The following is a 14,233-nucleotide window of genomic DNA, read 5'->3' on the forward strand; positions in this document are numbered from 1 at the left end:
CGGCCTGGGATGCCCTGATGGTGGGGAAGAGGCGCGGGATTATTCACATCCGTTCTTGCGTATCTCTTTCAAATGCGAACGCATTTCATATAAATTTCCGCTTTTGCCCACCCCTGTTCGGGGTGAACTTCTGTCAGCAGGTGAGCACAGCCATGCACCCGTCCGGATTCCCGCCGTTCCAGCCCGAGGTACGCCCATGAGCAGCAAGGGCCGCTTCGGCGCGCAACTCAGCGCGCGCATCCTGGCCGCATTGTTCGGCAGCTATGCCCTGGCCTACACCAGCACCGCCTTCCTCAGCGTCTACCTGCCGCTGGCCCGCGCCGACCGCGTGGCCTTCGCCAGCCTGGGCTGCTTCATGGTCTGGGTGGTGGCCATCCTCTACGTGTTCGCCGCCCGCAGCACCTGGCGCGCCTGCCTGGTGCCGCTGGCGCTGAGCGCGCTGCTGGCGCTGGCCGCGTTCCTGCCCCACGACTTCGGAGTGCGCCCATGAGCCTGCGCCAGTCGATGTCCGGACTGCATACCTGGAGCGGCCTGCTGGTCAGCTGGCTGCTGTTCGTGGTGATCTTCTCCGGCAGCCTGTCGTGCTTCGAGCCGGAGCTGACGCGCTGGATGCTGCCGCAACTGCACGAGGCGCAGCAGCCGGCGGTGGGCGTGGACCAGGTCCACGCCGCCCTGGTCGAGCGCGCGCCCAAGGCCCATGCCTACTGGATGCTGCCGCCGACCGAGCGCGGGCCCTACTGGACCGCCGGCTGGGTGCCCAGCGACCTCAGCGCCTTCCGCTCCTTCCTGATCGACGCCCAGACCGGCGAGGAACTGCCGAAGACCGTCGGCGGCGGCTTCTTCTTCGAGCTGCACTACACCCTGCACGCCGGCACCCCGGGCATCTACATCGTCGGTATCGCCGGGATGTTCATGCTGGTGGCGCTGGTCAGCGGGGTGATCGTCCACCGGCGCATCTTCAAGGACTTCTTCACCCTGCGGCCGAAGGCGGCGCGCCAGCGCAGCTGGCTCGACGCGCACAACGTGCTGGGGGTGATCGGCCTGCCGTTCCACGTGCTGCTGGCCTACACCGGGCTGGTGATCTTCATCACCCTGTACATGCAGGCCGGCATCAAGGTCGCCTACAAGGGCGACTTCGAGCGCTTCGAACACGAGGTGCAGCACGCCTTCGACCGCGAGGAGCTGGGCCGCCCGGCCAAGCCGCCGAAGCCGATCTCGCGCATGGTCGAGCGCGCCCGCGAGCAGTGGGGCGACGACAGCCGGGTGGGCTGGATCAACCTCGAACACCCCAACGACGCCTCGTCCATGGTGCAGATCCGCCGGGCCGTGGACCGCGGCATGGTCAACGACCAGCGCACCGTTTCCTTCGACGCCGCCACCGGCGCGCTGTTGCACGTGCAGCCGCCCTACGGCAATGGCTACAAGACCTACGCCTGGCTGACCGGGCTGCACATGGCGCAGTTCGGCGGCACCCTGGTGCGCATCCTCTACCTGCTGCTGGGCCTGGTCGGCTGCGGGATGATCTTCGGCGGCCTGCAGGTCTGGGTGGCCAAGCGCGAGGCCCGCGGCAGCGCCGGCCTGGGCCTGGTGCGCACGCTCAATGCCGCGGTCTGCGGCGGCCTGCCGCTGGCCAGCCTGGGATTGCTGGCGGCCTCGCGCCTGCTGCCGCCGGAACTGGCCCAGCGCGATCGCTGGGAAATCACCAGCTTCGTGGTGGTCTGGTTGCTGGCGCTGCTGCACGCGGCGTGGCGCCAGGGCAGCGGCCGCACCGCCCGCGAGCAGGCGCTGGTCGCCGCCGTGCTGGCCCTGGGCCTGCCGCTGCTGGGGCTGTTCGGCCCCGAGCCGGGCCGCCTGACCAGCAGCCTGGCCCGTGGCGATTGGTTGCTCGCCGGTATCGACCTGGCGCTGCTGCTCACCGGCGCGCTGTGCGCCGCCCTGGCCTGGCGCCTGGGCCGCCCGCCGGCGCCCGAAGCCAAGGCGCGCCGCCGTGAACGGGTGGAAGGGGAGTACGCCTGATGCTGCTGGTCTTCGGTCTCAACCTGCTGGCGATGACCGCCGCCTGCCTGGGCCTCGCCCGCCACCATCGCGAGCTGTTCGGCCGCGCGCCCAGCGAGGCCCGCGTGCGCCTGCTGCGCGGCGTGGCGCTGGTGGACGGCGGGCTAGCGCTGGCCTACTGCATCCACCTGCTGGGCATCGAGCTGGGCCTGGTCTACTGGGCCTGCCTGCTGATGCTCGCCACCACCACCCTGGTGGCCCTGCTGGCCTGGCTGCCGCGCCTGGCGCTGCCGGCTGCGGCGGGGGTGCCGCTGGTGGGCGGGGTGTTGGCAGTTTTGGGGTGATTGCTGGGGGGATGGGCTTTTCGTAGGAGCGAGCTTGCTCGCGAATGGGGCCTCCCGGTTACTTGGATGCCTGGGCTTGGCTCCGCTCCCTCTCCCTAACCCTCTCCCTGAAGGGAGAGGGGACCGTTGGGCAGGGTTTGATGTTATGGCGTTAGCCGGCAGCATCGAAAGCTACCGGCTGAAACCTAGCCTTCTCTCGGCACGGACAGCCCCCTCTCCCTTCAGGGAGAGGGCTGGGGAGAGGGGACGGAGTTCATCCAAACACCAATAACGCCAGGATAAGCCCCATTCGCGAGCAAGAACTAGGCGTCCCCCTCGCTCCTACGAAAAGCCCCGTCGCTCAGCTGTTGAACGCCGCGCGGTATTCCCCCGGCGTAGCCCCCAGCGCCGCGCGGAAGCGGTTGGCGAAGTGGCTGGCGCTGGAGAAGCCGCAGGCCAGGGCCACCTCGCTCAGCGCCAGGCTGCCCTGGCGCAGCAGTTCGCAGGCGCGGGCCAGGCGCCTGGCCAGCACGTACTGGTGCGGCGGCATGCCGAAGCTTTCGCGGAACATGCGCGCGAAGTGGTATTCCGAAAGCGCCGCCAGTGCTGCCAACTCGCCCAGGCTGAGTGGCTCGGCGAGGTTCTGCTCGATGTAGTCGCACAGCCGCCGACGCAGGGCCGGGGCCAGGCCGCCTTTCAGGCGCAGGCCGTCGCGGCGGCCGACCTGGGTGAGCAGGGCATGGTCGACGATGGCCTGGGCCAGGCTGCTGGTGTGCAGGCGCTCGCCCGGCTCGTTCCAGTCCAGTTGCACCAGTTGGCGGAAGCGCGCGGCCTGCTGCGGGTCGTCGAGAAAGGTGTGTTCGCGCAGCCGCAGCTCGCGCGGTTCGCGGTCGAGCAGCTGCACGCAGCCCAGGGCGAAGCGTTCCGGGCTGAAGTACAGGTGCGCCAGGCGGATGTCGCCGTTGACGATCCACGAGGCTTCCTCGCCGGCCGGCATGATGCACAGCTTGTCCGGCGCGCCCTTGGCGCCGGGGGCGCCGCGGCGGAAGGTGCCGGTGCCGCCGGCCAGGTAGCAGGACAGCGTGTGGTGGTCGGGGCTGAGGTAGTCGCGGGCGTCGTGGCGGTTGCTCCACATGGCCGCGGACAGGCCGTCGCCCAGCTCGGCGCAACGCTCCAGACGGGCGTTGGGCGAACTGTTCATGGACTGGAAGACCTGCAGCTGTTCGATGGCGGACATGGGGCGACTCCTTCAGGCCTCCACTCTACCCGCGCCCGCGCGCGTTGCCAGCCCGGTTGTCGCAATAAGCGCAAGAATCTGCAAGCGGCGCCCGGGCGCGCGGGCGGACACTGGCCTCCCATGACCGGAGGCCAGCCATGAACCTGTCGCTCTACCTGCTCACCGTGCTCATCTGGGGCACCACCTGGATCGCCATCAAATTGCAGGTGGGGGCGGTGGCCATCCCGCTGTCCATCGCCTACCGCTTCGCCCTGGCGGCGCTGGTGCTGTTCGCCATTCTCCTGCTCAGCCGCCGCCTGCAGCCGCTGGGCCGGCGTGGCCAGGCGCTGTGCCTGGCCCAGGGCCTGTGCCTGTTCTGCGTGAACTTCCTGTGCTTCTACACCGCCAGCCAGTGGATCCCCAGCGGGCTGATCGCCGTGGTGTTCTCCACCGCCACCCTGTGGAACGCGCTGAATGCGCGTATCTTCTTCGGCCAGCGCATCGCGCCGAACGTCGCCGGCGGCGGCGCCCTGGGGCTGCTCGGCCTGGCCCTGCTGTTCTGGCCGGAGCTGACCGGCCACGCCGCCAGCCGCGAGACCTTCTACGGCCTGGGCCTGGCCCTGCTGGGCACGCTGTGCTTCTCCGCCGGCAACCTGCTCTCCAGCCTGCAGCAGAAGGCCGGGCTGCGGCCGCTGAGCACCAACGCCTGGGGCATGCTCTACGGCGCACTGATCCTGCTGGCGATCTGCCTGGTGCAGGGCGTGCCCTTCACCTTCGACGGCAGCGCGCGCTACGTCGGTTCGCTGTTGTACCTGGCGATCCCCGGCTCGGTGATCGGCTTCACCGCCTACCTGACCCTGGTCGGGCGCATGGGGCCGGAGCGCGCGGCCTACTGCACCGTGCTGTTCCCGGTGGTGGCGCTGAACGTCTCGGCGTTCATGGAGGGCTACCAGTGGAGCGCGCCGGCCCTGGCCGGGCTGGCGCTGGTGATGGCCGGCAACGTGCTGGTGTTCCGCAAGCCGAAGCCGGTTGCGGCGGGGCAGGTGGCTCTTCGTAGGATGGGTTGAGCTTGCGAAACCCATGCGCGGCGATGGGTATCGCTTCGCTCAACACCATCCTACGAAGAGCACCCCGGTGTGGCCTGTAGGAGCGGACTTCGTCCGCGATCAGCCCTTCCACACCTGCGGGTTGACCAGGTTCTTCGGCCGCTCGCCGCGCAGCGCCGTCTCGAAGTTCTCCAGGGCGCATTCGGCCATGGCCAGACGCGTTTCGTGGGTGGCCGAGCCGATGTGCGGCAGGGTCACCGCGTTGGGCAGGGCGAACAGCGGCGATTCGGCCAGGGGTTCCTTCTCGTAGACGTCCAGGCCGGCGGCGAGGATGCGTTTTTCCTGCAGCGCTTCTACCAGCGCCGCTTCGTCGATCACCTGGCCGCGGGCGATGTTGACCAGAATGGCGCTGGGCTTCATCAGCTCCAGCTCGCGCTTGCCGATCAGCTTGCGGGTGGCGTCGGACAGCGGCACCACCACGCAGACGAAGTCGGCCTCGCCGAGCAGTTCGTCGAAGCCGCAGTAGCGCGCGCCCAGTTCCTGCTCCAGCTCCGGCTTGCGGTTGTTGCCGTGGTAGAGCACGTCCATGTTGAAGCCGAAGCGGCCGCGGCGGGCGATGGCCGCGCCGATGCGGCCCAGGCCGAGGATGCCGAGCTTCTTGCCGTGCACGTCGACGCCGAACAGCGGCGCGTCCACGGTGCGCTTCCACTGCCCGGCCTTGGTCCAGGCGTCCAGCTCGGTGGTGCGCCGGGCGGCGGCCATGATCAGGGCGAAGCCGAGGTCGGCGGTGGTTTCGGTGAGCACGTCCGGGGTGTTGGTCAGGGCGATACCGCGCTGGTTCAGGTAGGCCAGGTCGTAGTTGTCGTAGCCCACCGAGACGCTGGAGATGACTTCCAGCTGCCCGGCCTGGGCCAGCTGCTTCTCGCCCAGCGGTCGGCCGACGCCAATCATGCCGTGGGCCTGGGGCAGGGCGGCGGCGAACTGGGCGTCGACGTCACCCAGTTTCGGGTCGAGCACGGTGACGTTGAATTGCGCGCGCAGGCGTTCGAGGTGTTCGGGCGCCAGGCGGCTGAAGACGAAGACGTTCTTTTTCATGGTGGGGAAGGCAACGACTGACAGACGGGAGCGCAACCCTAGCATCCCCGCCACCGCCCTTGGCAAGCCCGGCGGCCCCGGCGGCGAGGATGCGGGGCGGTTATCGCGCGGCCGAAGCCGCGGCCGCGCGGGCGCGGGCTAGGCTAGGTGCGGGCGGGCCATACCGGCCTCGTCGGCCTGCAGCACGCCGGGCAGGTTCTCGCGCAGGTAGCCGACCCAGGTCTTGATCTTGGCGTCCAGGTACTGCCGTGACGGGTATAGGGCGTAGACGTTGAGCAGCTGCAGCTTGTGGTGCGGCAGCACGCGCACCAGCGAGCCGTCCTCCAGGCCTTCCAGCGCCGAGTAGACCGGCAGCGCGCCTATGCCCATGCCGCAGCGGATGGCCTCGGTCATGGCGTCGCCGACGTTGACCTGGAAGGTCGGCGGGCCGACGGTGATCATTTCCTGGCCGTTGGGGCCGTCGAACAGCCACTTGTCCAGGGCCAGCACCGGGCTGACCAGGCGCAGGCAGTCGTGGTTGACCAGGTCGCTGGGGGTGCGCGGCGCGCCGCGGGCCTCTATGTAGGAGGGCGAGGCGCAGAGGATGCTGTAGGTCTCGCCGATGCGCTGCGACACCAGGCCGGAGTCGGGCAGCTCGGTGGCGACCACGATGGCCACGTCGAAGCCTTCGTCGAGCAGGTCGGGCACGCGGTTGGCCATGGTCAGTTCGAAGCTGACTTCCGGGTGCTGCTGGCGGTAGCCGGCGATGGCGCGGATCACGTAGTGCTGGCCGATGCCGGTCATCGAATGCACGCGCAGGCGCCCGGCGGGGCGGGCGTGGGCGTCGCCGGCCTCGGCTTCGGCCTCCTCGACGTAGGCGAGGATCTGCTCGCAGCGCAGCAGGTAGCGCTGGCCCGCCTCGGTCAGCGCGATGCGCCGGGTGGTGCGGTTGAGCAGGCGCGCGCGCAGGTGGGTTTCCAGGTTGGCCACGGCGCGCGAGACGTAGGCGGTGGTGGTGCCCAGCTGCTGGGCCGCGGCGGTGAAGCTGCCGGTCTCGGCCACGCAGACGAACGCGCGCATGGTTTGCAGAGTGTCCATTCGGAGCCCTCGGGAGCGACAGGGTGGCTTATTGTCACATGAGACATCCGGCCACATTATTTCATTATCGGTAATAAAGATTCACAAATTGGCCGTCTTATCCGTTTCGCCGCGTCTCCCTAGAATTTACTCGCCCGAATGGTTTCTTCGGCATCCTCTACGCTGAAACAGCAAGCTCACCCTCCAGGATCCTCAACCGTGTCGCGTCACCTCGTGAAAGGACTGGCGTTCGTCGGCTCCTTTGTCGTTTTCTCAACAATTGCCGGTTGCATCAGTACCCATGGCATCGCCCCGCAGGAACAGCGCCTGGGCAATGACCAACTGGCCACCGATGCCGCCATCCAGTCCGCCAACCGCGATGCGAAGTGGCCGGCCGAGCAGTGGTGGCGCGCCTTTGGCGACCCGCAGTTGAACACCTGGGTGCAAACCGCCCTGGACAACAGCCCGAGCCTTTCCGAGGCCGAGGCGCGGGTGCGCATGGCGCTGTCCATGGCCGGGGTGGCCGAGTCCGCCGAGTCGCCGCAGGTCAGCGCGGATGCTTCGCTGACCCGTCACAAGTGGCCCACCGACTACTTCTACGGCCCGGGCGACCTGGCCGACACCACCAGCTGGAACAACAACGCTTCCCTGGGCTTCTCCTACAACCTAGACCTCTGGGGCCGCGAGCGCAGCAACACCGAGCGCTACATGAACGTGGCCTACATGACCGCCGCCGAGGCGCGCATGGCCCAACTGGAGCTGGAGAGCAACCTCGTCCGCGCCTACATCCAGATGTCGCTGCAATACGCCGAGCTGGACATCGCCGAGGCCATGCTGGAACAGCAGCAGCAGATTCTCTCCCTGGCCCAGCGCCGCCTGGCCGGGGGCCTGGGCACCCAGTTCGAGGTCAGCGAGGCCGAGGTGCCGCTGCCGGAGACCAAGCGCAAGATCGACGCCATCGAGGAAGCCATCGCCCTGTCGCGCAACCAGATCGCCGCCCTGGCCGGCAAGGGCCCGGGCGCCGGCGCCGCGCTGGTACGGCCGAAGCTGGCCCTGGCGAAGCAGCCGGGGCTGCCCAGCGCGCTGCCGCTGGAATTGGTCGGCCGCCGTCCGGACGTGGTCGCCATGCGCTGGAAGGTCGCCGCCCAGGCCAAGGGCGTGGACGTGGCCCGCGCCGAGTTCTATCCCAACGTCGACCTGATCGCCAGCCTGGGCTACAGCGCCGTCGGTGGCGGCATGCTGGAGTTCATCACCGCGCGCAAGTTCACCTACAGCGCGGGCCCGGCGATTTCCCTGCCGATCTTCGACGGCGGCCGCCGCCGCGCCCAGCTGGGCCAGGAGTCGGCCGGCTACGACGCCGCCGTGGCGCAGTACAACCAGACCCTGGTGCGGGCGCTCAAGGGCGTTTCCGACCAACTGATCCGCACCCACTCGATGGAGAAGCAGCAGAGCCTCGCCGAGCAGGCGGTGGCCTCCGCGCAGAAGACCTACGACATCGCCACCAAGGCCTACCGCGGCGGCCTGACCGACTACCTCAACGTGCTCAACGCCCAGACCCGCCTGTTCCAGCAGCAGCTGACCCTGCAGCAGGTGCAGGCCGCGCGCCTGGAAACCCACGCCGGCCTGGTGGTGGCCCTGGGCGGCGGCCTGATGGCGGCCAAGGACGCGCCGGGCGAGCACAGGATGGTCCCCGAGACCGTCTCCGTGCGGCCGCTGAGCGAGCGCTGAGATGGCCAGCAGCCAAGCCTTGCCGAGTCGCTCGCCGCTGGAGGAGGTGCGCCGCGCCTTCTTCGAGTGGGCGCGCAGCGACGGCGTGACCTGGGTCTACGTCGCCAAGGTGTTGACCGCCGCCATGCTCACCCTGTGGCTGGCCATGCGCCTGGAGCTGCCGCAGCCGAGCACCGCGACCATCACCGTGTTCATCGTGATGCAGCCGCAGAGCGGCCAGGTGTTCGCCAAGAGCTTCTACCGCATCCTCGGCTCCCTGGTGGGGCTGACGGTGATGGTGGCGCTGATCGCCGTGTTCGCCCAGGAGCGGGTGCTGTTCCTGCTGGTGGTGGCGCTGTGGGTCGGCGCCTGCACCGCCGGCGCCGCGCGCTACCGCGACTTCCGTTCCTACGCCTGCGTGCTGGCCGGCTACACCGCGACGCTGATCGGCCTGCCCGCCACCCAGCACCCGGAAGCCGCCTTCATGTCGGCGGTGTGGCGGGTGCTGGAGATCAGCCTGGGCATCCTCTGCTCGACCGTGGTCAGCGCCGTGGTGCTGCCGCAGACCTCCGCCGCGGCCATGCGCAACGCCCTCTACCAGCGCTTCGGCGCCTTCGCCTGGTTCGTCCTCGACAACCTCGGCGGCGGCCAGCGCCAGCGCTTCGAGGCGGCCAACGTCAACTTCGTGTCCCAGGCCGTGGGCCTGGAGACGCTGCGCACCGCGACCATGTTCGAAGACCCGCACATGCGCCTGCGCGGCGGCCGCCTGGCGCGGCTGAACAATGAGTTCATGGTGCTGACCACGCGCTACCACGCCCTGCACCAGTTGCTCGAACGCCTGCGCGGCCAGGACAGCCAGCGCGTGCTGGAGGCCCTGGAGCCGTGCCTGGAACTGCTGCGGGAAATGCTCCAGCCGTGGAAGGGCAAGCCGCTCACCGACAGCGACGCGGCGGTGCTCGCCGAGCAGATCGCGGCGCAGCGCCAGGACATGATGCAGCGCATCCGCGAGGCCCGCGCCGGGCTGCGCGAGAAGGTCGAGGACGTTTCCGAGCGGCTGGACTTCAACACCGCCGGCGAGCTGCTCTACCGGCTGGTCGCCGACCTGCACGACTACACCCTGACGCATGCCTCGCTGGCCGAGCACCGCCACGAGCGGGAGAACTGGAAGTTCGGTTTCTCGCCCAAGGCCAACCTGGTCGGCGCGCTGGTGGCCGGCGGCCGCACCGCGGTGATGGTGCTGCTGTTCGGGGTGTTCTGGATCGAGACCGCCTGGCCCAGCGGCAGCACCTTCGTGCTCAACGCCGCCGCCGTCGCGGCGCTGGTCTCGGCCGCGCCGGACCCCTCGAAGATGGCCGCGCAGATGGCCGTGGGCACCTTCTTCGCCGCCATCCTGGGTTTCGCCGAGACCTACTTCGTGTTCCCCCACCTGGACGGCTTCCCGCTGTTGTGCGTGGCCATCGCCCCGGTGTTCGTGATCGGCGCCTACCTCTCGGTGAAACCGGCCTACGCCGGCTACGGCATGGGCCTGCTGATCTTCTTCTGCTTCGGCGCCATCCCGGCCAACATGACCGTCTACGACGCCGGCCGCACCCTCAACGAGTACATCGCCCTGGTGCTTTCGCAGGGCGCCGCGGCGGTGCTGGTCGGCGTGCTCCTGCCGCCCACCGCGGCCTGGCTCTGGCGGCGCCTGGAGAAGGACCTGCGGATGCGCGTGGTGCAAGCCATCAGCGGCAGGCTCGCCGGCCTGGGCGCGACCTTCGAGAGCGCCACCCGCGACCTGATGAACCAGGCCTACGGCCTCGCCGCGCGCCGCCCGGACGTGCAGCGCAGCCTGCTGCGCTGGATGTTCCTGGTGCTGGAAGTGGGCCACTCGATCATCGAGCTGCGCGAAGAGCAGGAGCGGCTGCCCGACGAGCCCTGCTACGCCGAGGCCATGCCCTGGCGCCAGGCCATCCGCAGCATGGGCCGCGCGCTGATCCGCCTGTTCGTGCAGCCGGGCGAGGCCAACCGCGAGCGCGCCCTGGCCGCCGTGGAACATGCCATCCTCACCACCAAGGCCACCGAGGAGCCGTGCGCGCCGGACTTCGAGAGTTCGCCCCTGCGCCGGGTGGTCAGCTACCTGCACTTCATCCGCACCACGCTGCTCGACCCGCAGTCGCCGCTGCGTGATGCCAGCCAAGGAACCGCCAGCCATGCTGCTTGACGACCTGCCGCGGGAAATCGCCTTCCACGGCGTCTACATGCCGACCCTCACCGTGCTCTTCGTGGTCGCGGCGGTGATCTGCTGGGGCATCGACCGCGTCTTCGCCTCCATCGGCCTGTACCGCTTCACCTGGCACCCGGCGCTGTTCCGCGTGTGCCTGTTCGCCTGCCTGTTCGGCGGCCTGTCCCTGACCGTCTACCGATAACGAGCCAGTTACCCATGACCTTGAAATCCGTCTTCAGCCTGCTGGCGACCCTGATCATCCTGGTGGTCGCCGTGTTCATCGGCCGCACCCTCTGGGTGAACTACATGGACACCCCCTGGACCCGCGATGGCCGCGTGCGCGCCGACATCATCAACGTCGCCCCGGACGTGTCCGGCGTGGTGGTCGAGGTGCCGGTGCGCGACAACCAACAGGTGAAGAAGGGCGACCTGCTGATGCAGATCGACCCCGACCACTACCGCATCGCCGTGAAGCAGGCCGAGGCCCAGGTCGCCTCGCGCCTGGCCACGCTGAAGATGCGCCAGCTCAACGCCAGGCGCCGCGCCGCCATGGACAACGAAGTGGTGTCCCGCGAGAGCCTGGACGATGCCAGCAACACCGCCGCCGCCGCCGAGGCCGACTACCAGCAGGCCCTGGCCGCGCTGGACGCCGCCAAGCTGAACCTGGAGCGCACCCAGGTGCGCGCCTCGGTGGACGGTTACGTGACCAACCTCAACGTGCACCGCGGCGACTACGCCCGCGCTGGCGAGGCGAAGATGGCGGTGGTCGACGAGAATTCCTACTGGGTCTACGGCTACTTCGAGGAAACCAAGCTGCCGCACATCGCCGTGGGCGACCCGGCCGAGCTGCAGCTGATGAGCGGCCAGCGCCTGAAGGGCCACGTGGAAAGCATCGCCCGCGCCATCTACGACCGCGACAACCCGGAAAGCCGCGAGCTGGTCGCCGACGTCAACCCGACCTTCAACTGGGTGCGCCTGGCCCAGCGCGTGCCGGTGCGCATCCACATCGACGAAGTGCCGGAAGGCGTGCTGCTGGCGGCGGGCATCACCACCACGGTGATCGTCAACCCGGGCAGCCAGGACGCGACGGCGCAGTGAGCGCAATGCGCGTCAGGTAAAAAACGGGGGCTTCGGCCCCCGTTTGTTTTTCCCGGTGCAGGCCCTGTAGGAGCGGGCCCTGCCCGCGAATCGCGCGCAGGGCGCGCTCCTACATGGAATGGCGTGGGTGGGGCGGCGTAGGAGCGGATCTTATCCGCGAACCGCGCCGGGAATTCCGGCTATCGCGGACAAGGTCCGCTCCTACGGGGGAGGAATACCGTGTTTCCCGGCAACCTGTAGGCGGGCCCTGCCCGCGAAATCGCGCGCAGGGCGCGCTCCTACATGGAATGGCGTAGGTGGGGCAGCGTAGGAGCGGATCTTATCCGCGAACCGCGCCGGGACGTCCGGCTATCGCGGACAAGGTCCGCTCCTACGGGGGAGGAATACCGTGCTTCCCGGCAACCTGTAGGAGCGGGCCCTGCCCGCGAAATCGCGCGCAGGGCGCGCTCCTACATGGGAATGGCGCGGGTGGGGCAGCGTAGGAGCGGATCTTATCCGCGAACCGCGCCGGAACCTCCGGCCATCGCGGAGAAGCCCGTAGGATGGGTTGAGCGAAGCGATACCCATCACCATGACCGCATGGGTAACGCAAGCTCAACCCATCCTACGAAAAGCGCTTCAGCGCTTGGCCAGGGTGGCGCTGCGCCCCAGGTTCTGTGCCTTGGCCACGCTGCAGCTGGCGCCGGCGAGGAACTGCGAGTTGCTCAGCCATTCCTGCTGCGGGTAGTAGGCGAACACGTAGCTGCCTTTCTGCAGGGTGTCGATCAGCTTCTGCGCCACCTGCGGGCGCACCGCCGGGCAGCCCTGGCTGCGGCCCAGGCGGCCGAGGCCGGGGACCACCTTGGGATCGGCATAGGCCGCCGCGTGCATGACGATGGCGCGCTCTTCGCTGTTGTCGTTGAAGCCCGGTTCCAGGCCCAGCAGGCGCAGCGAGCGGCCGTGCTTGCCGCGGTAGGTCTGGCCGGTCTGGTACAGGCCGATGGACGACTGGTAGCTGTTCGGGCGGTTGGAGAACGAGGTGGCGAGGTCGTCGCCGCTGTTCTTGCCGTGGGCCACCCACTCCTCGAACAGCAGCTTGCGCCGCTGCAGGTCGAACACCCACAGGCGCTTGTCGCGCGAGGCCTTGGAGTAGTCGATGACGGTCAGCAGTTCGTCGCGCCCGCCCAGTTGCGCGGCGTTGGCGCACTGGTAGGCGCTGAGCGCCAGGCGCAGGGCCTGCAGGTTGGTGGCCGGGGCCAGGCGGTGGAGTTCCTCGGCGCTGGGCAGCGCCGCTTGGGCGAGGCTGCTGCCGAGCGCGTAGAGCGCGCCCACGGCGAGCAGCGGCCGGAGTTTCCCCCAGACGGTGGATATGGACGGCATGGCGCCGTTCCCCCCTTTGTCACTTCCTAAGGTCTGTTTTCGATTGCGCATGCAAGTGCGCGAAATTAGGGGGATTCTCGCTCATTTTTTGACCGGTGCCGGTACCGCTTGTCGGTCGTTGGTGGTGATCACCGTGAAGTCGGGGTTGCTGCGCGTCTCGCGGCTGGACGGCAGGTCGGTGATGACCAGGGTGCTGCCGACATCCATGGCCAGCAGCAGCGAGTGCAGGAAGTGCGCGTCCATGCTGAACTGGCCGAGCTGTTCGGCGGGGGTCAGGCCGGCCTGCGGGTTGCTCACCTGCACCGCGCTCCAGCGCAGGTTCGGGCTAGGACTGGCCAGCTGTTCCGGGGTGGGCCGCTCCAGCAGCGAGAAGGCCGCCACGCCGGTGCGCGCGCCGGGGTTGTCGAGGGCCACCGGGGCGCTGCCGATCTGGGTGCCGCCGCGGTACACGTAGGCGCGGCGGTCGGCGCGGCTGATCAGCACCGAGATCGGCCCGAGGCTTTCGCCCGGGTCGCTCCAGTAGGGTTCCACCGCCGGGCTGGCCGGGCCGCTGGCCTTGCCTTCGCTCACCTGCGGGGCGAGCAGGCCGGGGTGGTAGACCTCCACCGGCGAGCTCCTGGCGTCGGAGATGATCACCGTGGTGTTGCTGAAGCCGGTGACCTCGTAGAGCTTCTTGGCGAAGGCCATGGGCAGGCGGATGCAGCCGTGGGAGGCGGGGTAGCCGGGCAGGTTGCCGGCGTGCAGGGCGATGCCGTCCCAGGTCAGGCGCTGCATGTAGGGCATGGGCGCGCTGTCGTACAGGTCGGAGTGGTATTCCACCTTCTTCTGCAGGATGGTGAACACGCCGGTGGGGGTTTCCTTGCCGCGCTTGCCGGTGCTGACCGTGGCCACGCCGATGGCGATGCCGTTGCGGTACACGTAGGCGCGCTGCTCGGTGAGGCTGACCACCACCGTGACCGGGCCCTGCGGGGAAATCTCCGGGTACCAGAGGAACTGCCCGGGCTTGAGCTTCTTCAGCGCCGCCTGCAGGTCGTTGAGCGGCGAGGCGTGGCTGGAGTTGGCCTCGACGGGGAGGGCGACCAGGCTGAACAGCAGCAGGGCGAAAGACAGGATCTTCATCGTATTCCTTCGA

The 14,233-nt window shown here is 69.0% G+C and carries 13 protein-coding genes; 8 read left to right on the forward strand and 5 right to left on the reverse strand.

Annotation, left to right across the window (positions count from 1 at the left end; all coding sequences use genetic code 11):
* The first annotated feature begins 196 nt into the window (after positions 1-196).
* From QSJ95_RS17225 to QSJ95_RS17235, 3 genes are read left to right on the forward strand one after another with little or no spacing between them, the layout of a single operon-like run.
* Positions 197-490, forward strand: coding sequence for a DUF3649 domain-containing protein (locus tag QSJ95_RS17225; protein WP_285644041.1), 294 nt, complete (start codon positions 197-199; stop codon positions 488-490).
* Positions 487-2,016 (forward strand): PepSY-associated TM helix domain-containing protein, encoded by a 1,530-nt coding sequence (locus QSJ95_RS17230; RefSeq protein WP_285644043.1) that lies wholly within the window; start codon positions 487-489, stop codon positions 2,014-2,016. Before QSJ95_RS17225 ends, QSJ95_RS17230 begins: the two co-directional genes overlap by 4 nt.
* Positions 2,016-2,339, forward strand: a complete 324-nt coding sequence (locus QSJ95_RS17235) for a DUF3325 domain-containing protein (RefSeq protein WP_009619072.1) — start codon at positions 2,016-2,018, stop codon at positions 2,337-2,339. Before QSJ95_RS17230 ends, QSJ95_RS17235 begins: the two co-directional genes overlap by 1 nt.
* Positions 2,340-2,679: 340 nt before the next feature.
* Here QSJ95_RS17235 and QSJ95_RS17240 read toward each other — a convergent pair whose 3' ends face one another.
* Positions 2,680-3,555, reverse strand: coding sequence for a helix-turn-helix domain-containing protein (locus QSJ95_RS17240; protein WP_285644047.1), 876 nt, complete (start codon positions 3,553-3,555; stop codon positions 2,680-2,682).
* 137 nt (positions 3,556-3,692) lie between these two features.
* On the opposite strand from QSJ95_RS17240, the gene QSJ95_RS17245 reads away from it, so the two are divergent.
* Positions 3,693-4,601, forward strand: coding sequence for a DMT family transporter (locus QSJ95_RS17245; protein ID WP_285644050.1), 909 nt, complete (start codon positions 3,693-3,695; stop codon positions 4,599-4,601).
* Between the two features lie 99 nt (positions 4,602-4,700).
* Here the strand turns inward: QSJ95_RS17245 and QSJ95_RS17250 are convergent, their stop codons facing one another.
* A complete protein-coding gene (locus QSJ95_RS17250) occupies positions 4,701-5,675 on the reverse strand; it encodes a 2-hydroxyacid dehydrogenase (protein ID WP_058489065.1) in 975 nt (324 codons plus the stop codon).
* Positions 5,676-5,813: 138 nt separating this feature from the next.
* A complete protein-coding gene (locus QSJ95_RS17255) occupies positions 5,814-6,752 on the reverse strand; it encodes a LysR family transcriptional regulator (RefSeq protein WP_009619078.1) in 939 nt (312 codons plus the stop codon).
* Positions 6,753-6,950: 198 nt separating this feature from the next.
* Here QSJ95_RS17255 and QSJ95_RS17260 point away from each other — a divergent pair, with 198 nt between their 5' ends.
* The 4 genes from QSJ95_RS17260 to QSJ95_RS17275 are packed head-to-tail and all read left to right on the forward strand — an operon-like array spanning position 6,951 to position 11,742.
* Positions 6,951-8,459 (forward strand): efflux transporter outer membrane subunit, encoded by a 1,509-nt coding sequence (locus QSJ95_RS17260; protein WP_411353663.1) that lies wholly within the window; start codon positions 6,951-6,953, stop codon positions 8,457-8,459.
* Between the two features lies 1 nt (position 8,460).
* On the forward strand, positions 8,461-10,641 hold the full coding sequence (locus QSJ95_RS17265) for an FUSC family protein (protein WP_285644052.1): 2,181 nt from the start codon (positions 8,461-8,463) through the stop codon (positions 10,639-10,641).
* Between the two features lie 4 nt (positions 10,642-10,645).
* Positions 10,646-10,846 carry a DUF1656 domain-containing protein gene (locus tag QSJ95_RS17270; protein ID WP_024128300.1) on the forward strand — a complete coding sequence of 67 codons (201 nt, stop codon included), beginning with the start codon at positions 10,646-10,648 and terminating at the stop codon, positions 10,844-10,846.
* A 14-nt stretch (positions 10,847-10,860) separates the two neighbouring features.
* A complete protein-coding gene (locus tag QSJ95_RS17275; RefSeq protein WP_009619086.1) occupies positions 10,861-11,742 on the forward strand; it encodes an efflux RND transporter periplasmic adaptor subunit in 882 nt (293 codons plus the stop codon).
* Between the two features lie 618 nt (positions 11,743-12,360).
* Here QSJ95_RS17275 and QSJ95_RS17280 read toward each other — a convergent pair.
* Both QSJ95_RS17280 and QSJ95_RS17285 read right to left on the reverse strand, forming a co-directional pair.
* Positions 12,361-13,101 carry a murein L,D-transpeptidase catalytic domain family protein gene (locus QSJ95_RS17280; RefSeq protein WP_043315412.1) on the reverse strand — a complete coding sequence of 247 codons (741 nt, stop codon included), beginning with the start codon at positions 13,099-13,101 and terminating at the stop codon, positions 12,361-12,363.
* Between the two features lie 81 nt (positions 13,102-13,182).
* Positions 13,183-14,220: a L,D-transpeptidase gene (locus QSJ95_RS17285; RefSeq protein WP_069866293.1), complete on the reverse strand. Its 1,038-nt coding sequence runs from the start codon at positions 14,218-14,220 to the stop codon at positions 13,183-13,185.
* Positions 14,221-14,233 lie beyond the last annotated feature (13 nt).

The organism is Pseudomonas sp. NBRC 100443 (genome assembly GCF_030268185.1).
GTDB lineage: Bacteria > Pseudomonadota > Gammaproteobacteria > Pseudomonadales > Pseudomonadaceae > Pseudomonas > Pseudomonas citronellolis.